The sequence below is a fragment of the Nocardia brevicatena NBRC 12119 genome, from assembly GCF_000308495.1.
Lineage (GTDB): Bacteria > Actinomycetota > Actinomycetes > Mycobacteriales > Mycobacteriaceae > Nocardia > Nocardia brevicatena.
In genome coordinates this window covers 1-20544 of sequence record NZ_BAFU01000011.1, presented here as the reverse complement: position 1 = coordinate 20544, position 20544 = coordinate 1, and the positions used below count along the sequence as shown (strand labels likewise).

General features: G+C 65.5%; 20 protein-coding genes. 11 read left to right on the top strand and 9 right to left on the bottom strand.

Annotated elements, in window-relative coordinates:
* Window positions 1-77: 77 nt before the first annotated feature.
* From ON20_RS02230 to ON20_RS02205, 6 genes are all read left to right on the top strand, one after another.
* Entirely contained in the window at window positions 78-1208 is a 1131-nt protein-coding gene (locus ON20_RS02230) for an RNA-guided endonuclease InsQ/TnpB family protein (RefSeq protein WP_498043784.1), read from the top strand.
* 19 nt (window positions 1209-1227) lie between these two features.
* Entirely contained in the window at window positions 1228-2301 is a 1074-nt protein-coding gene (locus ON20_RS02225; protein ID WP_083864504.1) for a Zn-ribbon domain-containing OB-fold protein, read from the top strand.
* A gap of 12 nt (window positions 2302-2313) precedes the next feature.
* A complete protein-coding gene (locus tag ON20_RS02220) occupies window positions 2314-3381 on the top strand; it encodes a thiolase family protein (RefSeq protein ID WP_083864502.1) in 1068 nt (355 codons plus the stop codon).
* Window positions 3378-4544, top strand: coding sequence for a thiolase family protein (locus ON20_RS02215; protein ID WP_040833153.1), 1167 nt, complete (start codon window positions 3378-3380; stop codon window positions 4542-4544). The genes ON20_RS02220 and ON20_RS02215 overlap by 4 nt, the downstream gene beginning before the upstream one ends.
* Window positions 4545-4607: 63 nt before the next feature.
* Window positions 4608-5483: a TIGR03619 family F420-dependent LLM class oxidoreductase gene (locus ON20_RS02210; protein WP_040833164.1), complete on the top strand. Its 876-nt coding sequence runs from the start codon at window positions 4608-4610 to the stop codon at window positions 5481-5483.
* Window positions 5480-5893, top strand: a complete 414-nt coding sequence (locus tag ON20_RS02205) for a nuclear transport factor 2 family protein (RefSeq protein WP_040833151.1) — start codon at window positions 5480-5482, stop codon at window positions 5891-5893. Before ON20_RS02210 ends, ON20_RS02205 begins: the two co-directional genes overlap by 4 nt.
* A gap of 211 nt (window positions 5894-6104) precedes the next feature.
* On the opposite strand, the gene ON20_RS02200 is transcribed toward ON20_RS02205, so the two are convergent.
* A complete protein-coding gene (locus tag ON20_RS02200) occupies window positions 6105-7346 on the bottom strand; it encodes an MFS transporter (RefSeq protein ID WP_245546958.1) in 1242 nt (413 codons plus the stop codon).
* Window positions 7347-7474: 128 nt separating this feature from the next.
* On the opposite strand from ON20_RS02200, the gene ON20_RS02195 reads away from it, so the two are divergent.
* Entirely contained in the window at window positions 7475-8443 is a 969-nt protein-coding gene (locus ON20_RS02195; protein ID WP_040833149.1) for a LysR family transcriptional regulator, read from the top strand.
* Window positions 8444-8876: 433 nt separating this feature from the next.
* Here ON20_RS02195 and ON20_RS37580 read toward each other — a convergent pair whose 3' ends face one another.
* Both ON20_RS37580 and dnaE read right to left on the bottom strand, forming a co-directional pair.
* A complete protein-coding gene (locus tag ON20_RS37580; RefSeq protein WP_174361841.1) occupies window positions 8877-9152 on the bottom strand; it encodes a nuclear transport factor 2 family protein in 276 nt (91 codons plus the stop codon).
* 21 nt (window positions 9153-9173) lie between these two features.
* Complete coding sequence (gene dnaE / locus ON20_RS02185) at window positions 9174-12707, bottom strand: DNA polymerase III subunit alpha (RefSeq protein WP_438803368.1); 3534 nt, start codon at window positions 12705-12707, stop codon at window positions 9174-9176.
* Window positions 12708-12868: 161 nt separating this feature from the next.
* On the opposite strand from dnaE, the gene ON20_RS02180 reads away from it, so the two are divergent.
* Window positions 12869-13819, top strand: coding sequence for a LysR family transcriptional regulator (locus tag ON20_RS02180; protein ID WP_040833148.1), 951 nt, complete (start codon window positions 12869-12871; stop codon window positions 13817-13819).
* A 218-nt stretch (window positions 13820-14037) separates the two neighbouring features.
* Here the strand turns inward: ON20_RS02180 and ON20_RS02175 are convergent, their stop codons facing one another.
* From ON20_RS02175 to ON20_RS36020, 3 genes are read right to left on the bottom strand one after another with little or no spacing between them, the layout of a single operon-like run.
* The gene (locus tag ON20_RS02175) at window positions 14038-14229 is read right to left on the bottom strand and encodes a hypothetical protein (protein ID WP_040833147.1); all 192 of its coding nucleotides are present in this window, start codon (window positions 14227-14229) and stop codon (window positions 14038-14040) included.
* Window positions 14226-14384, bottom strand: a complete 159-nt coding sequence (locus ON20_RS36025) for a hypothetical protein (RefSeq protein ID WP_157228649.1) — start codon at window positions 14382-14384, stop codon at window positions 14226-14228. Before ON20_RS36025 ends, ON20_RS02175 begins: the two co-directional genes overlap by 4 nt.
* Window positions 14384-14554, bottom strand: a complete 171-nt coding sequence (locus ON20_RS36020; RefSeq protein WP_157228648.1) for a hypothetical protein — start codon at window positions 14552-14554, stop codon at window positions 14384-14386. Before ON20_RS36020 ends, ON20_RS36025 begins: the two co-directional genes overlap by 1 nt.
* Before the next feature lie 380 nt (window positions 14555-14934).
* On the opposite strand from ON20_RS36020, the gene ON20_RS02165 reads away from it, so the two are divergent.
* Window positions 14935-16146, top strand: a complete 1212-nt coding sequence (locus tag ON20_RS02165; RefSeq protein ID WP_040833145.1) for a helix-turn-helix domain-containing protein — start codon at window positions 14935-14937, stop codon at window positions 16144-16146.
* Window positions 16147-16470: 324 nt separating this feature from the next.
* Complete coding sequence (locus tag ON20_RS02160; RefSeq protein WP_051161433.1) at window positions 16471-17676, top strand: MFS transporter; 1206 nt, start codon at window positions 16471-16473, stop codon at window positions 17674-17676.
* 317 nt (window positions 17677-17993) lie between these two features.
* Here the strand turns inward: ON20_RS02160 and ON20_RS02155 are convergent, their stop codons facing one another.
* Together ON20_RS02155 and ON20_RS02150 are read right to left on the bottom strand one after the other, a co-directional pair.
* Window positions 17994-18485 carry a nuclear transport factor 2 family protein gene (locus ON20_RS02155; RefSeq protein ID WP_040833144.1) on the bottom strand — a complete coding sequence of 164 codons (492 nt, stop codon included), beginning with the start codon at window positions 18483-18485 and terminating at the stop codon, window positions 17994-17996.
* Between the two features lie 10 nt (window positions 18486-18495).
* Window positions 18496-19083, bottom strand: a complete 588-nt coding sequence (locus ON20_RS02150; RefSeq protein WP_040833143.1) for an NADPH-dependent FMN reductase — start codon at window positions 19081-19083, stop codon at window positions 18496-18498.
* Window positions 19084-19222: 139 nt separating this feature from the next.
* Between ON20_RS02150 and sigJ the strand changes: the two genes are divergently transcribed.
* Complete coding sequence (sigJ, locus tag ON20_RS02145; RefSeq protein ID WP_040833160.1) at window positions 19223-20104, top strand: RNA polymerase sigma factor SigJ; 882 nt, start codon at window positions 19223-19225, stop codon at window positions 20102-20104.
* A gap of 59 nt (window positions 20105-20163) precedes the next feature.
* Here sigJ and ON20_RS32715 read toward each other — a convergent pair.
* The coding region (locus ON20_RS32715) for a hypothetical protein (RefSeq protein WP_051161431.1) at window positions 20164-20544 on the bottom strand (381 nt) is incomplete at its 5' end.

Here is a 20544-nt window from a genome sequence, read left to right as displayed (position 1 = left end):
GCTCCGCACGCCTGGATCGGCACGTTCGCTTCGCCGTGACAGAGCAAGGTGCCATGTTGTCACCTATGGGGTCGCGGGTGGTGAAGCGGGCGTATCGATACCGCTTCTACCCGACTACCGAACAGGAACAGCAGCTTTCGCGGACATTCGGTTGCGTCCGGTATGTCTACAACCGGGCGCTCGCGGAGCGTTCCCGGGCGTGGACGATCGAGCAACGCCGTGTCACGCACGCCGAAACGGACAAAATGCTCACTTCCTGGAAACGCGATCCGGAAACGGTGTGGCTCGCCGAGCCGTCGAAAGGCCCGTTGCAAGCCGCTTTGCGGAATCTGCAAAGCGCGTTCGACAAGTTCCGGCGCAAGCAGGCCGGATATCCGAAGTTCAAGAAGAAAGGTTGGTCAACGGAGTCTGCGACCTACTTTTCGAACTGCTTCACTTACCGCGACGGACACATCAAACTCGCCAAGCAGACCGAGCCGCTGAATATCCGCTGGTCGCGTCCACTACCGGAGGGGACGATACCGACACAGGTCACAGTGACGAAAGATGCGCGGGGCCGCTACCACATTTCGATCCTGGTCGAGGACACAGTAACTGGGCACGAGCCAACCGACACCACGATCGGCCTGGACGCCGGGATCACCAGCCTCTACACACTCTCCACAGGCGAGAAGATATCGAATCCACGGTACGAAAAGCGCGACCGAGAGCGTCTGGTCAGGGCTCAGCGCATACTCGCCAGGAAGCAGAAAGGGTCGAAAAACAAGGCCAAAGCACGGCTCAGAGTCATAAGAATTCACGCTCGGATCGCGGACCGTCGCCGCGACCATCTGCACAAACTCTCAACTCGATTGGTACGCGAAAACCAAGTGATCGCCATCGAGGACTTGAGCGTGCGGAACATGGTCCGCAACCGACGTCTCGCTCGCGCTATCTCGGATGCAAGCTGGTCGCGTTTTCGGACAATGCTCGAGTACAAAGCCAGTTGGTACGGACGCACGATCGTCACGGTCGACCGGTTCTACCCGTCGAGCAGAACATGCTCGACGTGCGGGCATATCAACAAGACGATGCCGCTACATATACGAGAGTGGACATGCTCATGTGGAGCCTTCCACGATCGGGATGTGAATGCGGCCAAGAATATACACGCCGCCGGGCTGGCGGTGCTCGCCTGCGGAGATGGTGTGAGACCGTCCCGCAGCTGATGCGGGAAGGCAGCCATCGATGAAACAGGAAAGCCCGGCCGTGAGGCCGGGAACCTCCATCCTCCAGAATGGAGAGGAAGTCAATCGGGGGAATACTGCACCCACGGTAATTACGCAGGAACACCCGCCGGGACCAAAACCGAGCGATGTGCTCAGTGCGCCCCTGCGGATGAAGTTCGACTACACCCGCTCCGTGGGACCCACCATCGGAAAATTCCTGACCGGGCTCCGCGAGCGCCGCGTGGTCGGCGTGCGCGGTTCGGACGGCCGAGTGCTCGTACCACCGGCCGAATACGACCCGGTCACCGCCGAACCGCTCGGTGAGTTCGTGAACGTCGCCGATACCGGCACCGTCCGGTCCTGGAGCTGGGTCCGCGACCCGCTGCCGGGCCAGCCGTTCGACCGGCCGTTCGCCTACGCGCTGATCGAACTCGACGGCGCGGACACATCCCTGCTGCACGCGGTGGACGTGGCGAGCCCCGACCGGATCAGCACCGGTATGCGGGTGGTGGCGCGCTGGGCCGCCGAAACCACCGGCAGCATCCGCGATATCGTCTGCTTCGAACCCGGCGAGACCTCCACGGCCACCGACGGTTCGGCCACCGACGCCGAACCGGTCACCGTCATCACCACCCCGGTCGACATCAGCTACAAGCACACCGCGTCCCCCGAGGAGACCGCCTACCTGCGCGGCCTGAAGGAGGGCAAGCTCCTCGGCGGCCGCACCGAGGCCGGTGGCAAGGTGTACTTCCCCCCGCGCGGCGCCGACCCCGTGAACGGCCGCGCCACCAGCGACATGGTGGAGGTATCCGACCACGGCACCGTCACCACCTTCTGCATCGTCAACGTGCCGTTCATGGGCCAGCGGATCACACCGCCCTATGTGGCCGCCTACGTGCTGCTCGACGGCGCCGATATCCCCTTCCTGCACCTGGTGCTCGGCTGCGACGCCGGTGAGGTGCGGATGGGCATGCGCGTGGAGGCGGTGTGGAAACCGCGCGAGGAGTGGGGCTACGGCCTGGAGAACATCGACCACTTCCGCCCGACCAGCGAGCCGGATGCCGATTACGAAACCTACAAGCATCACCTGTGAGAGGGCTCCCGAGTGACCATCACCGAGCGTTCCACCGATAACGCCACCGAGATCGCCGTCGTCGGTTTCGCGCACGCACCCCACGTATCCGAGACCTACGGCACCACCAACGGTGTGGAAATGCTGGTGCCCTGTTTCCAGCAGCTCTATGACCGGCTCGGCATCACCAAGTCGGATATCGACTTCTGGTGCTCGGGCTCGTCCGACTACCTTGCCGGACGGTCCTTCTCGTTCATCTCCGCCATCGACTCCATCGGCGCCGTACCGCCGATCAACGAATCCCATGTGGAGATGGACGCCGCCTGGGCGCTGTACGAGGCCTGGGTGAAACTGCGCTCCGGCCAGGCCCGCACCGCGCTCGTCTACGGTTTCGGCAAATCGTCCGCGGGCACCCTGCGCCAGATCCTCACCACCCAGCTCGACCCGTACCTGGTGACACCACTGTGGCCGGACGCACTGGCCATCGCCGGATTGCAGGCGCGGGCAGGCCTGGACGCCGGCCGCTGGACCGAACGCGATATGGCGGCGGTCTCGGCCGCCCACACCGTGCACGGCACCGGTATCGACGAACTGCTGTCCGCGCCATATGTGGCCGACCCGCTGCGCGAACACGACTGCGCACCCGTGACCGACGGCGCGGCGGCCATCGTGCTCGCCGTCGGTGACCGGGCCCGGGAGCTGTGCGAACGCCCGGCCTGGATCACCGGTATGGCCCACCGGATCGACTCCGGCGTGCTCGGCGCCCGCGACCTCACCACCTCCCCGTCCACCGAGGCCGCGGGCCGGGCGGTGACCGGCGGCGACACCAGCGGTATCCAGGTGGCCGAGCTGCACGCGCCGTTCAGCCATCAGCAGCTCATCCTCACCGAGGCGCTCGGGTTGAAACCGGAGACCAAGGTGAACCCCTCGGGCGGCGCCCTGGCCGGCAACCCGATGTTCGCCACCGGCCTGGAGCGTATCGGCTACGCCGCGCATCAGATCATGACCGGTGCCGCCGACCGCACCCTGGCACAGGCCACCAGTGGGCCCGCCCTACAGCAAAACCTTGTGACCGTTCTGAATTCGGAGGCCGGCCGATGAGTTTCCCCGCCGCGGTGCTGGGCACCGGACAGACCCACCATGTGGCGAAACGCACCGATGTCTCGATGGCCGGGCTGTGCCGGGAGGCCATCGACCGGGCACTCGCCGACGCCGATGTGACCATGGCCGATATCGATGCGATCGTGATCGGCAAGGCGCCCGATATGTTCGAGGGCGTCATGATGCCCGAGCTGTACCTGGCCGATGCCCTGGGTGCGCCCGGGAAACCGCTGCTGCGCGTGCATACGGCAGGGTCGGTCGGCGGCTCCACCGCCATCGTCGCCACCAACCTGATCCAGGGCGGGGTGCACGAGAAGGTGCTCGCCATCGCATGGGAGAAGCAGTCGGAATCGAACGCCATGTGGGCCCTGTCGATTCCGGTTCCGTTCACCATGCCGGTCGGCGCGGGCGCGGGCGGCTACTTCGCCCCGCATGTGCGCTCCTATATCCGCCGCTCCAACGCACCGCTGCACGTCGGGGCCATGGTGGCCGCGAAGGACCGCCGCAACGGCGCCAAGAATCCGCACGCGCATCTGAAGCAGGGCGATAAAACGGTGGAGGAGGTGCTCTCCTCGCAGATGCTGTGGGACCCGATCCGCTTCGACGAGACCTGCCCGTCCTCCGACGGCGCCTGCGCCATTGTCCTCGGCGGCGAGAAGTCCGCGACGGCGATGGAGGCCACCGGTAAGAAAGTGGCCTGGGTGCACGGCACCGCCATGCGCACCGAGCCGCTCGCCTACTCCGGGCGCGACCAGGTCAGCCCGCAGGCCGGTCAGGAGGCGGCCAAGGCGCTGTGGGAGACGGCCGGGATCACCGACCCGCTGACCGAGATCGACGCGGCCGAGATCTACGTTCCGTTCTCCTGGTTCGAGCCGATGTGGCTGGAAAATCTCGGTTTCGCCGCCCCCGGCGAGGGCTGGAAGCTGACCGACAAGGGGGAAACCGAGATCGGCGGCATGCTGCCGGTGAATCCGTCGGGTGGGGTCCTCTCGTCCAACCCCATCGGTGCCTCCGGCATGATCCGCTTCGCGGAGGCCGCCAAACAGGTCATGGGCCGTGCCGGGGACTATCAGGTCGGGGACGCGCGTAAGGCGTTCGGTCACGCGTATGGTGGCGGATCGCAGTACTTCTCGATGTGGGTCGTGGGATCGGAGCGCCGGTGAGCGACACTCGCCCGGACGCTATCGGATGCGGGTATTCCGTATGAACAAGGAGCACCGATGACCTTGAAGTTCAGCTTGGGTGTGGCGATGAGCCCACTGGATCAGCTGCCCGAACTCGCCAGAACAGCGGAGGAGTGCGGGTTCTCCTCGATCGCACTGCCGGATTCGCTGTTCTATATGAAATCCCAGGCGGCGAAGTACCCCTATACCCCCGACGGCAGCCGCTTCTGGGGCCCGGAGACCCCGTGGGTGGATCCGCTCATCGCCGCGGCTTCTATGGGCGCGGTGACCTCGCGGATTCGCTTCTACACCAATGTGCTCAAGCTCGGGTCGCGCAACCCGCTGCTGTTGGCCCGGCAGGTCGGCTCGGTGGCCAATATGACCGGCAACCGCTTCGGGTTCGGTGTCGGCATCGGTTGGGCGCCCGAGGAATTCGAATGGTGCGGGGTGCCCTATGCGCGTCGCGGCGGGCGGGTGGACGAGATGATCGACATCATCAAACTCGTCCTGGGCGGCGGTATGGTCGAATACCACGGCGAGTTCTTCGATTTCGACGAACTCCAGATGAGCCCGGCGCCGAGCGAACCGGTCCCCTTCTATGTCGGCGGACATACCGACGTGGCCCTGCGCCGCGCGGCCCGGGTCGGTGACGGCTGGACCTCGGCGATGATGAAGTTCGAGGATTTGCAGGCCACGATCGTCCGACTGGCCGAACTGCGAGCCGAATACGGCCGCGCCGATACACCGTTCGAAATCCAGGCGGTCTGTATCGATAAATTCGGCCGGGCCGGCTACCAGGAGCAGTACGACGCGGGTGTCACCGACGTGATCGTGATTCCCTGGCTGGCCGAAGGTATCGGCTTCGACGGGGAGCTCGAGGCGAAGAAGGACGCGTTGCGCAAATTCGCCGCGGAGTACATCGCGGAGCCGATCGGATGAGCACCGAGCATCCCGCCCGCGCCGCCGGCCTGGCCTCCCAGGCCGCGGTCCGCGCCCGCGACAAGGACGCATGGCTGGCGCTGTTCGCAGCGGACGGCATCGTGGAGGACCCGATCGGACCGTCCGGTTTCGACCCGGAGGGTAAGGGCCACCGCGGGCACGAAGCCATCGCCGCGTTCTGGGACAAGGCCATCGCCGGCACCGAATCCATCGAGTTCCTGTTCGGTGATTCGTTCGCCTGCGGTTCGGAGGTGGCCTTCACCGGCACAATTCGCAGTATCATCGGCGGTCATCGCATCGACGCCGAGGGCGTGTTCACCTACAAGGTCGACGAGGCCGGCAAGATCGTCGCGCTGCGCGCATTCTGGGAGGTCGACCGCGCCATGGCCACGGCCACCCAGGTTGGCTGATCGACGGAATCCGGGCCGGGCCCCCCTCGCGGCCCATCCCTCGATCACCGTTCGGGTGGACAGCACACGGCCCCGCATACAGCCGGTATGCAGGGTCGTGTGCTGCTTGCGCGGCAGTTACCGGCTGTGTGACGGAGTTCGTGACCGGCCGGATTCCCGGATCCGTCGCACCGGAAACCGGCACAGGTCCGAAGCGAGACGTTGCGGTGGGTCATGTGGCCGGAACCTCTTCGGCCGGCAGGTCGGGTTCAGGACCGAGCAAGTGTGTTTGTTCGGGTAGCAACAGCGGGGTGGCGAGCAGGAGAATGCCGGAGATGGTGATCGCGGCGAGGAGGCCGGTGAATGTGGCGAGGAGGCCCCAGGTCACCATGAGAGCGGCCTGCACGAGTTTGCTGCTGACACTCCATGCGCCGAGGACTCGGGCGGCATGGCTCGCGGGAGTCCGTTGCAGGCGTTCTGTGGCGTAGATCGGATTGAAGATACCCATGCAGGTGATCAGCAGGCCCTCGACGATGATCACGGTGAGGAGTCCGGTGACGCCGGGATGGACGAACGCGAGACCGAGTGGGAAAAACGATCGCAGCCAACCGGAGACGGTCATGACCCGGTGCCGGCCGTAGCGGGCGACGAGTCGTGCGGAGAGGCGAGCGCCCACGAAGCCGCCGAGTGCCGGGAGGCCGAAGGCAAGACCGTATTGCCAGGCCGGGAAGCGGTATTCGCCCAGCATGAGGACGACCAGCAAAGGGAGGGCTGCCATGATCAAGCCGCCGACCAGGATCGAGTTGAAGAACAGGCCCCGTAGTGCGCGGTCGTGGAGGATGAACCGCCAACCACCGAGGAGGTCGGCTCCGCGCAACCTGCCGGCCGGGTCGCGGGGCGCCGCGGTATCGCCGCCGCGGATGCGGAGGACCCCGAGCGCGGAGAGCAGGTAGCTGAGGGCGTCGGCCATGATGGTGATGACCGGGCCGAGCAGCCCGATGAGCGCGCCGCCGAGGGGCGGTCCGGCCGCGGTCGCCACCCAGCTCGTGCCCTCGAATCTCCCGTTCACGGCAAGGAGGCGATCACCGCGAACGAGATATTTCAGGTACGCGCCGGAGGCGGCGGTGAAGGCGATGCTCGCGGTCCCTGAGACGACCGAGACCACCAGCAGTTGAATGTATGACAGCAAGCCGAGGAAGTACGCGAGCGGAACGCTCGCCATCGCGAGGAACCGAACCAGGTCCATCGCGATCATCACCGGGCGCTTGGCCCGGTGCTCGACCCACGGCCCGAACGGGACCGCGACGATCGCCGCGACAGCAAGCCCGGCCGCCTCCAGAAGCGAAACCGTGAATGCCGACGAGTGCAGCACCTGCACCGCGACGAGCGGGAACGCCCCGAAGGCGATCCATGTGCCGTACGTGCCGACGGCGTAGGCCCACCACAACCAACCGAGGTCGGACCCCCATTTCACGCGCACCTGACTCCTTCGCGACAACCGATGTTCGGGTCCTTGAATCACATCGGTTATCCGAGGGCGGAATCAAACAACCACCATTCGGCGAGCCACAACGATCGGTTGGGCGTGCTTAAGCTGGACCGATGGATACCGAGGCAGTGCGATCGTTCGTCCGGGCGGCCGAGCTCGGACAGCTGCAACACGCGGCCGACGAGCTGGGCGTGACACAGCAGGCGGTCTCCAAGCGGATCGCCGCCCTGGAGCGTGAGCTGGGGGTACGCCTGTTCACCCGTACCGCCCGAGGGGTCGAACCGACGCTCGACGGCCAGGCGTTCCTCTCACACGCGCGGAGTATCGTCGCGGGTGTCGATCGCGCCGTCACCGCGGTCAGGCCGGGCTCGCGGGCCCTGCGGATCGACGTTCTGGGCCTGCGAAGCGCGCAGGCCGTCATTCTGCACGACTATTGGCGGGCACATCCCGAAACCGAACTCGACGTGGTGACCCTCGAGGTGGACGACCCTCACGTGGCGGCCGCCGCAGTCCGGGCAGGCGATATCGACGCCTCGTTCCGCACCCTCACCGATCCGGCCACGCTGCCGAGCGACGTGCACATGATCCATGCCTTCGACTCCCCGCTGGAACTCCTTGTCGGCCCCGGACATCCGCTTGCCGCCGCACGAACACTGACCCCGCCCCGGTTGCGCAAACTTCGGATCTGGGTGCCGGGTATCGTGCCCCGAAGCGAATGGGCGGAGTTCTACGACCAGCTCGCCACCGCCTTCGACCTCCGCATCGACGCGGCAGGCCCGAACTTCGGTAACGAGGTACTCTCCGACGCCCTCGCCGAGTCCGCCGACGTGGCCACACTCGTGGCCGCGCGCGACCGGTACATCTGGCCGACGAACTACGATCTACGCCGCATCCCGATCGTGAATCCGATACTCGCCTACCCGGTCTCCCTCATGCTCCCCAGAACGAATCCGCACCCGGGACTTCGGGCGATCATCAACCACTTCGCAAGCCTGGCACCGCTTCCTGAACCGGCCTGGCTCCCGTCCTGGGCAACGACACAACGCCGCAGCGCCGGCGATATCGCGCACACCCGCCACTAACAGTCAGTCGAAGTCGGGAACATTGATCCCACCCGCGTCATCGAATCCGCGGCGGAACAGTTCGACGAGGAATCATCGAACCTTCCTGCGACCTTCCGATTCCTTGGCGATCGCATCGAATTCGGCGCCGAAAGTCAGGGCGGCGCAGCCGCTCCGCACGCTCCGGTCCCAGAGGCGACCACGGACCATTCGGCATGTCCGAAACCTTCTCACCGAAGAGACGAGCGAGCCGGCCTTCGACGCTGTCGTGGCGCGCCACCCACGGTGAGTCCCGCAGATTCCACAGGAATCGCGGAAATCCCTTCTCGCCCAAGACTATCCCTCTACGCCTCTTCGCATTGGTTCGAACCGCCCAGTGTTTCGTGCACCGCGTTCGGATGCAAGTGGCGACGGAACCCCGAGAATCGGTCCGCCCTGGGCCGAACCAGCGGCGTCAGGCCAAGTTGTCAAGGTATCGGATCTCGTGGACCCGCTCGGTGAACTCCCAACCGTCGGCCGTTCGCTGGTAGCGGTCGTGGTAGACCGCACAGCCCGCATGCGATCCGCCGCCGCGCAACCGGCCGGATTCACCGATGTGCGCGCGGCCGGAGGCGGTCTCGCTGCGCACCTTCCGGGCCGGCGCCCTTGTCGGTACCGACCCTGCCATGCCGATCGGATCGAGGTCGTCGAAGACGGCCCGAGTGACAGCCCCCCGACTCGCTCTACGCATGGGCCGTAACGGCGGCGGCTGTCAGGCAGTTGGCCCCGAACAGGGCCTTGAGCTCTCCGAGTAAGGCCGGTGTCTTCCGGACGCGGAACCGTGGGTCGGTGGCCCACCGCGACGTTTTCGTACTCCCGGACAGGATGATGTGTACGTCGGTGTCCCCGGGATGGCGTTGAAGGATCTCGCGCAAGCTTTGATGTTGGAGCGTGTGCACGATTGCACCGAGATGGCGAGGGTGATCGGGTCGGTGCGCGGAGTTCCGGCCCTCAGATCGGGGACGGTGGCGTCGTTCGCGATCAGTGAAGTCCTTCCCTCTCGGATACTGACGTTCGCGTTGACGAGTAGTACGGCGTCTTCGGTCAGGAGGGGGTGCGCGTTGGCATAAGCAGCGGGGAAGAAGAGCACTTCGGTGCTCGCGTCGAGGTCGGCGATCTCGACGATGGCCCAGGACTCGCCCTTCTTGTTCACGCGACGGTCGACAGCGGCGACGATTCCGCCGATGACAATCTGCCGGCGATGTCGGACTTTCCCGTCGAGGACTGTGGCAATGGAGGTGTCGGTGAGGGACGAGAGTTCGGCGGCGATGTCGTCGAGGGGATGCCCGGACACGTACAGCCCCAGCATCTCGCGCTCGAGGGCGAGCTTGTGCTTGGTGTCCCACTCCTCGTCGGGAACCTTGACATTGAAGACGGACGTGACGGACTCGTCGGTGTCATCTCCGCCGAACAGGTCGAACTGGCCGATGGCCTCGGCCTTCTTCGTGCTCATCACCGCGTCGATCGCATCGGCATGCACCAGCATCAGACCCTTGCGGGGATGGTCGAGCGAGTCGAAACCGCCGGCCTTGATGAGGGATTCGGTGACCTTCTTCGAACACGCCGATGCGTCGACCTTGGCGAGATAGTCGGAGAAGTCCGTGAAGCTCCCCTTCTTCTCGCGGGCCGAGATGATCGACGACACCACATTCGCGCCGACGTTGCGCACCGCGCCCAGGCCGAAGCGGATGTCCTCGCCGACCGAGGAGAAGTCGGCGCGGGACTCGTTGACGTCCGGCGGCAGAACTCTGATGCCCCGCTTGCGGCAGTCCGACAGGTAGACCGCGGCCTTGTCCTTGTCGTCGCCGACGGAGGTGAGCAGACCGGCCATGTACTCGGCGGGGTAGTTGGCCTTGAGGTACGCGGTCCAGTACATGACCAGGCTGTATCCGGCGGCGTGTGACTTGTTGTAGGCGTAGCCGGCGAACGGCAGGACGGCTTCCCACAGCGCGGTGATCGCTTCGTCGCTGTAGCCGTTGGCGCGCATGCCATTGCGGAAGTTCTCGAACTCGGCGGCGAGCACTTCGGGTTTCTTCTTGCCCATTGCCCGGCGCAGGAGGTCTGCTTGTCCGAGGGTGTATCCGGCCACCTTCTGGGCGATCTGCATGATCTGCTCCTGGTAGACGATCAGTGCGTACGTCTCACCCAAGATGTCGTGGAGGGGTTCGTCGAGTTCTGGATGGATGGGCGTGACGGCCTCGCGGCCGTTCTTGCGGTCGGCATACGACCAGTGCGCTCCGACGCCCATGGGGCCGGGGCGGTAGAGCGCGTTCGATGCGATGAGGTCGTTGAACTCTGTGGGAGCCATGCGGAGGAGAAGCTCGCGCATACCTGTCGAATCGAGTTGGAAGACACCGAGGTTGTCGCCGCGGGCGAGCATTGCGTAGGTGGCTTCGTCGTCCAGTGCGAGGGTGTCGAGGTCGAGGTCGATGCCGCGGTTGGCCTTGATGTTGTCGATCGTGTCGCCGATGACGGTGAGGTTGCGCAGACCCAGGAAGTCCATCTTCAGCAGGCCGATGGCCTCACACGACGGATAGTCCCAGCCGGTGATGATGGCGCCGTCCTGCGCCCGCTTCCACACCGGGATGGCGTCGGTGAGCGGTTCGCAGGACATGATGACCGCACAGGCGTGCACACCGGCGTTACGGATCAGGCCCTCGAGGCCCTTCGCGGTCTGGTAGATCTTGGCGACGTCCGGGTTGGACTCGATGAGCGCCCGGACCTCGGCGGCCTCCTGGTACCGCTCGTGCCGGGGGTCGGTGATACCCGACAGCGGGATGTCCTTGGCCATGATCGGCGGCGGGAGCGCCTTGGTGATCTGGTCGGCGATGGCGAAACCGGGCTGGCCGAACTGGACGCGCGCGGAGTCCTTGATGGCGGCCTTGGTCTTGATGGTGCCGAACGTGATGACCTGCGCGACCTTGTCGCTGCCCCACTTCTCGGTGGCGTAGCGGACCATCTCACCGCGGCGGCGATCGTCGAAGTCGATATCGATATCGGGCATCGACACGCGCTCGGGGTTGAGGAACCGCTCGAACAGCAGGCCGTGCGGAATGGGATCAATGTTGGTGATACCCATCGCGTACGCGACGAGCGAACCGGCCGCCGAGCCTCGGCCCGGTCCGACGCGGATACCGACCTCGCGCGCGTGGCCGATGAGGTCGCCGACCACGAGGAAGTAGGCGGGGAAACCCATCCGGTTGATGACGCCGATCTCGTACTCGGCGCGTTCGACGTACTCCCGCGGCGGGCCGACCGGGAAACGGCGGTCGAGGCCTCGCATGACCTCCTTGTGGAGCCAACTCGCCTGCGTCTCGCCCTCGGGCAACGGGAAGACCGGCATCCGGTCGCGGTGCTGCCACACGTCCTCGTAGGGCTGTACCCGCTCGCCGATCAGTAGCGAGTTATCGCAGGCACCGGGCACCTCGGCATCCCAGAGGGCGCGCATCTCCTCGGCGGACTTGAGGTAGTAGCCGTCACCGTCGAACTTGAAGCGGGTCGGATCCGACAACGTCTTGCCGGTCTGAATGCACAGCAGCGCCTCGTGATTCTCGGCCGCGTCCTTGGTGACGTAGTGGCAGTCATTGGTCGCGAGCGGCGGAATGCCCAACTTCTTGCCGATGTCGAGCAGGCCCCCACGGACTCGGCGCTCGATCGACAGCCCGTGGTCCATCAGTTCGAGGAAGAAGTTGTCCTTGCCCCAGATCTCCTGCCACTTCGCGACGGCCTCGAGAGCTTCGCGGTCGTGGCCGAGCCGCAGCCGGGTCTGCACCTCCCCCGACGGACAGCCGGTGGTGGCGATGATGCCCTCGGCGTGGCGGGCAATGAGTTCCTCGTCCATGCGCGGCCACTTGCCGAGTTGGCCCTCGATGGAGGCGAGCGACGACAGTGTGAACAGGTTCCGGAGGCCGGTCGAGTTCTCGGCGACCATTGTCATGTGCGTATAGGCGCCGCTACCGGAGACGTCGTCGGACTTCTGACTCGGATCGCCCCACAGCACTCGCTTGGTGTTGAACCGCGACTCGGGCGCGATGTACGCCTCGATGCCGATGATCGGCTTGATGCCGTGTTTCTCGGCGACGTTGTAGAACTCGCTCGCGCCGTACATATTGCCGTGGTCGGTCATCCCGACCGCGGTCATCCCGAGCCGCTCGGCCTCCTGGAGCAGCGGGCCGACCTTTGCCGCACCGTCGAGCATCGAATACTCGGTGTGATTGTGCAGATGCACGAAGGACGAACGACTCATGACCACCAACCACCCACTCAGGCCCTAGCAACGCCAACTGGTTGTCGGACGCAAACCCGCACCCGGCAAGTTGGCAGGTATACGACCAGCTAGAGTGTCGCCTTGTCGAACAAACGACACGCACCGATTAACAACCAATGGATGTGGAAGCAGGTGTTGGGGTGGATCTCGATCTGTCCGCGGTACGCGCGATGGTCACCGTCGGCGACGAAGGCCAGTTCGGTCTGGCCGCGTCGGTACTGGGCATCAGCCAGCAGGCAGTGTCCAAGCGAATCGCGAAACTGGAGGGTCAACTGGGCGCCCGACTATTCAAGCGCCGGATCGGCAACGTCACGTTGACCGCCCACGGCGCTCGCTTCCTGCCGCACGCCCGCTCGGTCCTCGCGTCGGCCGACGCCGCCACCACCGCGGTGCGCGATTCGCAAGTACTCCGCGTCGCGGTACACGGCGCCCAGATCGCCGACGCGAACCTGATGCGGTTCTACCTCGAGAAGCACCCGGACGCCGAGGTCGAACTCATCATGATGGGCCCGTCGATGACATCACGGAACGCCATGATCGACTGTCGGGTGGATGTCGCCTTCGCCCGTGCACACTGGCACGCCCACCCCCTGCCGGCGCATATCACCGCGGTGCCCGCCTACCTCGACGCCCTGCATCTACTCGTCGGCAACGGCCATCCACTCGCGGGCCGCGACCACGTCGAACTCGACGACCTCGACGGACTCACCGCATGGGTGCCCGGGGCCGGATTCGACTCCGAAGTAGGTGACTTCTACGGCCGGCTCGGCGAAAGCTGCGGCATCACAATCAATACCGAACGGCACCCCGGCGGTATCGGTTTCGCGAACATCGTCGACCGCATCGCGGACTCGACGACGCTGGTCACCTTCGGTGGTGAAGGAACCACGACGCCGTGGCATCCGAATATCCGCCGCATCCCCATCGTCAACCCCACGCCCGCCTACCCCATGGCACTGCTGTGGCGGGAGACGATCACCACCTATCCACAGCTCACCTCTTTGATCGACTTCGTCACCGCCAGCTACAACGGCGACGCAGTCGGCGCCATGTGGATACCGGAGCCGGATCGTTCATTGTTCACGCGATAATCGCCGAGCACTTCGCAGGTGCGTCCGCCGGCCAACACCTACCGCAGAAAGGTCTTTGCACTGCAAGGCATCCAGAGTGAGGAAGCCGCAGACCACTCTGGGATCGGTGGATCCAGGCTCGGGCACACCACCGGAGCGCTTCGGCCGACCTCTCTTCTGCCCCAAATTCTTCGGTGATCGCAAACCTGCCGCATATGGCGCTTCATCGTTTCCGGACATCAATCCGATGCGGAGTGCTCTTCGGTCTCGGCGATGCCGCCCGGTTCGATGTCGATCACGAGCTGTTCCACTGTGGACGGCTCATCGGGTTCGGGCGGATCCGGCGGAGAGTCGATGGGAAAACCGTCGAGACCGATACGGCAGACGGTGCCGTCGCTCGAGATCAGAATACCGAGGTAGGGCTCGCTCACGGCACCTCCGAGACGACGTGCTCCTCGGACACGCACTCCACTGTGCGCAGGTGTTCGGCGATCCGGATCAGTATGGCCGTGTGCGGCACATCCTTCAGAAACGACTTTCGCCCCTTGACCTGCTCGTCCAGTGGTATCCGCTGAGGAAGCGCCATCACATCACCTCCGACGTGTAGGCCAAGCCCACGAGGAAACGACGGCAGCCGTGTCCGGCATGGAAGGTGAGCACGAACCGCGCATGCTCGATACCCGTCGGCGCGGTGAGGTCATCGCACTTCTCCATACGCCACCGATTGACCGACTCGGCGGGCACTACACCGCTCATCGCGTCCTGCCCGTATCGGGAACGATCCGCCCGACCGCGACAAGCGCATCCCACGCGGCCTGCTTCCGAGCACATTCCAACCCACAGTCCTTATGGGTTTGCATAACGGCGTGAGCCTCGGCAGTGGTGAACGGCCGGTCCGGTTTCTCGTGCGGCCATCCCGGCGCCCATATACCCGAACGCATCTCGGCGGCGGGGTCGGTGCTGATCTCTGACATGGAGACCTCGGCTTGTGTGGTGGTTGTGGTGGTGACCGATCCCGCGCCGGTGCCAGGGATCAATCGGCGGGGATGGTGTACGTAGGTTCGTTCGGTGTTCTCCCGTGAGGGGACAAGACTTTTGGCACCATGGTGTTAGGGGATAACGCCAGGATGTGATGTATGGGTACCAAGCAGAAGATCAACGGCGTGGGGGCGCGCGTAGCCGAAGAACGCAAACTCGCCGGCTTGACTCAGGCGCGACTGGCCGCCAAGGCCAACGTCTCTACCTCATTGGTCAAGGCCGTGGAACAAGGGCGTACCCCAGCCTCTCCGGCGTTTGTGAGCGCATGTGCCCGCGCACTGAAAGTCGGTATCGCAGATCTACTGGATCAGCCATATCCGAGGGAATCTCGGAACGAGAAAATGGTGCATTCGGGCATCCCCGATATCCGACGGGAACTGGCCGTGTACCGAATTCCCCCGGATGATGTCCCACCCCGGACGATCGATGACCTGGTCAAAGATGTGGCACGCGCATCGAAGCTGCGGCACATGGTGAAACTGCACGAGTTGGGCACACTGCTGCCCTCGCTGCTTCATGACCTGAGGGTGGCGTGGTACTCCACTCAGGGGCCGGAGCAGGAACGCATTTTCGGTCTGCTCGCGGAGACGTATGCGGCGACCTCTCAGATCGTCTACAAACTCGGCTACACCGACCTGGCCTCGCTGGCGGTGGACCGCTACGAATGGGCTGCCGCACAGTCGGGTGACAAACTGGCAGTGCTGGCCGGTGACTACCAGCGTGCGGGAGAAATGATCTGCGCCGCCGACTGGGCCGGGGCGGAGCGCTTCCTGGAAGGCAGCCGTCGGCAGATCGAAGCGGAGCTCGGCAGGGGCGATCCGGCCACGCTCGCGATGTGGGGGAACTTGCATCTCAAGTCCGGCTTGGCAGCCGCGCGCGCCGGCCGCAAGGACACTGCTGACGCGCACCTGGCCGAGGCGAGGGAGACCGCACAGCGAATCGGTTACGACCGAGACGACTACCGGCTGTGCTTCGGACCGACGAACGTAGCCATCTGGTCGGTTGGGTTGGCTGTCGAAGCTCTCGACGGCACCACTGCGGTAAAGCGGGCCGAGACAGTGCAGTTGCCGAGCGCCACCCCGCGTGAGCGAGCTGGGCATCACTACATCGACCTGGCGCGGGCTTTCCTGCTGCACGGGGATCGGGAGGGCGCGTTCAGCGCGTTGCAGACAGCGCGGCGGATCGCGCCGACGCAGACCCGGTACCACCCCATGGTGCACGAGACGGTGCGCGCGTTGGCTCGGGTAGAAGCTCGGTCCAGGGAGACTTTGCGCGGATTCGCGGCATGGTGCGGAATCAGCCAAGTGTAGCAGGTGGTCGGTGAGTTGTTAGAGGAGGATGGGCAGAGCAGTCTACGTGCTTTCGCGGAGCGTGTCGGAGTGCGTTGATACGCGGACAACAGGCTGTCCGTCGGCTCCGATTGTCCTCGGTCCTGCCAGCGGGATGCTGTTCATCGACGATGAAACCGGAGAGAGGCGATGCTGCTCGCGGGCTATCTGTGGCCGCGAGTGATCCCGGGTTCGGAGATCGACACAGCCAGATTCGCTACGTGCGCAGTGGCACGGCCTGTGTGGGCGACAATCACGTCCTTTTCCCGCCGGAGTCCTGGGCTCGACGTCCCTAGCGTCGTTGCCATGGAGACCAACCTGATTCCGGGCGCACGGGCCAACCCCGCATTGCGAATACCCGTCGTTTGGTTCATGGCGCTCGCGGCCGCGTTGGGCACCGCCAGTATCTATCCGCTGCAACCGGCAATCGCGGAGGTCGCCGGTTCGCTGCATACCTCGCTCGCGACAGTCGGTATGGCCCTGGCATGCGGACCGATCGGCTATCTGGTGGGGCTGGCGCTCTTGGTACCGCTGGTCGACCAATTCGCACCACGCCTCGTGTTGTCGGCCCAATTCGGTGCGCTGGCCGCCGCTTTGGCGGCCGGCGCGGTGGTCGGTGCGCCCTGGCTGCTCGGCCTTGTCGTCGGCCTGATCGGAGCAGGGTCATCGGTCGGTGCCCAATTGAGCTCGATTGCCGGACGTTTCGCCGAGCCGTCGCGGCAGGCCACAGCACTGGGAATCGTGACCGCGGGTATTTCGGCCGGCATCCTCACGGGCCGGATTGTCGGAGGATGGCTGTCGGAATCGATCGGTTGGCGCGGAATGCTTTCCGTTTTCGCAGTGGCCTGCGCGGCCATGGCGGTCATCGCCCGCTTCGTGCTACCCGCCACGGAGGGAAGTGCCATCGTGGGCTACGTGGCGACACTGCGGGGGATTCCGGAACTGTATACCCGGTTCTCGGCTCTCCGATCGGCGGCCGGTCGCGGCGCTCTGTGGTTCTTCGCCTTCTGCACCATCTGGGCCGGGCTCGCGGTGGCGCTATCCCAGCCGCCGTTCTCGTATTCGGCCGAACGGATCGGCATGTACGCCTTCGCCGGCCTCCTCGGTGTGGCCGCCGCCCGCGTTGCGGGGACGTGGACCGATCGTGTCGGCGCGCGACGAATAATCCTGGTCGGACTCGTACTCGCGATCACCGCTACGGCGGCACTGGGCACATTCTTGCAGAATACCGTCGTAACCCTGATCTGCCTCGGCCTCTTCGACGCCGGGCTGTTCGCCGCCCAGGTAGCCAATCAGAGCACGATCCTTGCCATCGAACCGGCCGCCCCGGCCCGCTTCAACAGCGCGTATATGATCGTCTACTTCATCGGCGGCAGCTTGGGTACCGCCTTCGGTGCCGCCGCCGTCGACTGGTTCGGCTGGCCCACCACCACTGCCCTTGCCGCCGCCGCCATCGCTGCCGCCATGGCGGCAACCTTGTCTCGGGTCCGGTCGCCCGGACCAACGGCGTGATCGAGCGGTTCTGGGAACCTTGCAGTACGAGCACGTGTTCCGTGGCGTGATCGCCGATGGCGACGCCATGGACCGACGGTTCGCCGGTTTTGGGTTCCCTACAGCACGAGCAGGCCGCCGGACACTGGGCGACCGAACGCCCAGGGCGGCCTGTATCCGCTGTGACCGGCGGGAAACCGCTCGATAACGGCATCGCCGGCCGTAGGCCGGTCGATTCCGAGCCCACCGCTATCGGACGAGGACCGGCTAACGCCGGAAAGGCGATGCTGCTCATGGGGCTGCCCGTGGTCGCGGCGGCTCCGTGGGCAGCCGCACGATTACCCACTCCCCTCTACGATGGATACGTCCACACCCACCCCGTTCTCACCCGGTGGAGAGCCCGGTAGCGGCGAGTTGTCGAGGTAGCGGATCTCGTAGACCCGTTCGGTGAACTTCCAGCCGTCGGTCGTTCGCCGGTAGCGGTCGTGGTAGATCGCATAGTTCAGATGCGAACTACCGCTGCGTAACCGGCCGAATTCACAGATGTGCGCGCGGCCGGAGGCGGTATCGCCGTCGATATCGATCGCACCGGGGTGGGTGTGCTGCACGAAGTAGTCCCAGGCGTCCTGCATGCGCCGCATTCCGGGCTCGAATTGGGCGCGTCCGGTGAGTTCGATACCCGCGTCGGGGATACGCAACACCGCGTCGTCAGTGAACAGTGCGGCCAGGCGGTCGAAGTCGTGCATCATCACCGCGTCGGTGAATTCGCCGCTCAGCGCTTCGATCTCGATGCGGTCGGCGAGGGACCGGAGGTCGGGTGGTGTCGGCATGATCGGCTCCTCAGGAATTGACGAGAGTGGTTTCGGCGCCGGTCTGCCGTAGCGGCGCGAGCGCGGCGCTCCATGCGACGAGCTGGTCCAACATCGTGTTCAGGGCGGTGGTGTGGTGTGCGCCCGGTGTGAAGGTGGTGTAGTTCTCGAAATCGGTGAGCAGCGAGATCGCGACCTGGTGGCTCACATCGGCCATACCCAGGGCGCCGCAGACCAACCGCAGCTGCTCCACCGCGTGGACGCCGCCGCTCACACCGTAGGAGACGAAGCCGACCGCCTTGTCGGTCCACTGCGCGAACAGGTGGTCGAGGGCGTTCTTCAGCCCTCCGGGTGCCGAGTGGTTGTACTCCGGGGTCACCATCACGAAGCCGTCGAACGGGGCGATCCACGCGGCCCAGGCACGGGTGTGCTCATGGACGGAGGGGCCGTGCCTCGGCGCCACCGCCTCGTCCAGATGCGGTAGCGGGTGGTCGCGCAGGTCGGTCGGTTCGAACTCGGCGTCGTCGCGCCGCGATGCCGTGTCCAGAACCCATTGAGCGACCTGCGGCCCGTTGCGATTGGGTCGGGTACTGCCCAGAATGATGCCGATTCTGGTCATGGGCGTGGCTCCTGCTCTGCTGAACATGTCACGACCTTCCGACGACGCGGCCGACCCGAACTGTGAGGCCGCCTCACAGTTCGGGTCGCTGTTTCGTCTATTCCTGTGCAGGGCCGCATCGACCGAAGGAGCCGACACCGTGACCGACCCGCAACAGCGCTCGGTGATCAGCGAACGCCGTCAACTGTTCAACCTCGCCTACCGGCTGCTCGGTTCGCTGGCCGAGGCCGAGGACGTGGTGCAGGAGACCTACGCGCGCTGGTACGCGTTGTCCGAGCCGCAGCGGCAGGAGGTGGCGAAGCCCGGCGCCTGGTTGGCGACGGGCGCCGGCCGCATCTGCCTCGACCTGCTCGGCTCGGCGCGGGCCAGGCGGGAACGCTACGTGGGTGAATGGATTCCGGAGCCGGTGCCGGACCGTTCCGAATGGCTCGATGGTCACGATCCCGCCGACCGGGTCACCCTCGACGAGTCGATCGGGATGGCCTTCCTGGTCGTGCTGGATTCCATGACACCGGCCGAGCGGGTGGCGTTCGTCCTGCACGACGTCTTCCGCTACTCCTTCGCCGAAGTCGCCGAGATCGTCGGACGCACCCCCGCGGCCTGCCGCCGGCTCGCCTCCTCCGCCCGTCGCCGCATCCGCACCGCACAGGGCCCGTCGAGGACTCAGCGCGCCGAGGTGGTCCGGGACTTCAAACGGGCCTGGGAGACGAAAGACATCGAGGCCCTGATCGGCCTGCTCGATCCCCAGGCGACCGCGACGGCCGACAGCGGCGGCCTGGCTCCTGCCTTCCGCCATCCGATCACCGGCGGCGAGCGGATCGCCCGCGCCTGGCTCGAGATCGCCAGTAAGTCCCCCGAGGTCACGCTGCTCGAGCGCACCGTGAACGGTCAACCCGGCCTGGTGGCGCTGCTCGACGACACCATCGTGTCGGTCTACGCCTTCGACATGGCCGACGGACGGATCACCCGCATCTGGGTGATCCGGAACCCGGAGAAACTTCGGCTCTGGAAAGCAGCCTGAACCGCGCCGAGTACGCGATCATGGAAACGGCGCGACCGGTATCACCGACGGAGTCGAGCTCAGGCCGGGATGTCAAGGACTCCCGAGCAGTTGACCACCGGCACCGGGACCAATCCGGAGTTGACGACCGAGAGGTCGAAACGCACGGGGCCGGGACCGATGTTCCAGGCGTCGAAACTGACCTGGGCACCGGTGCCGAACATCGAGGGCATCGGCGCCGATCCGCTCGCTGTGCCAGAAGCGTTGCTGTTCAGGTTGGTCCAGGTGAGTGTGGGATGAGTGGTGTAGTTACCCCAAATGCTCGACCCGGTGTGGACGGTCAGACCGGTCCAGCCCGGCCGACCGCTGTACTGGCCGACATACACCCTTCCGCTGTAGGGCACGTCGACGATGTTGGGGCTCGGCCCGACGCACTGCATATCGACTACAGCGGAGAAATT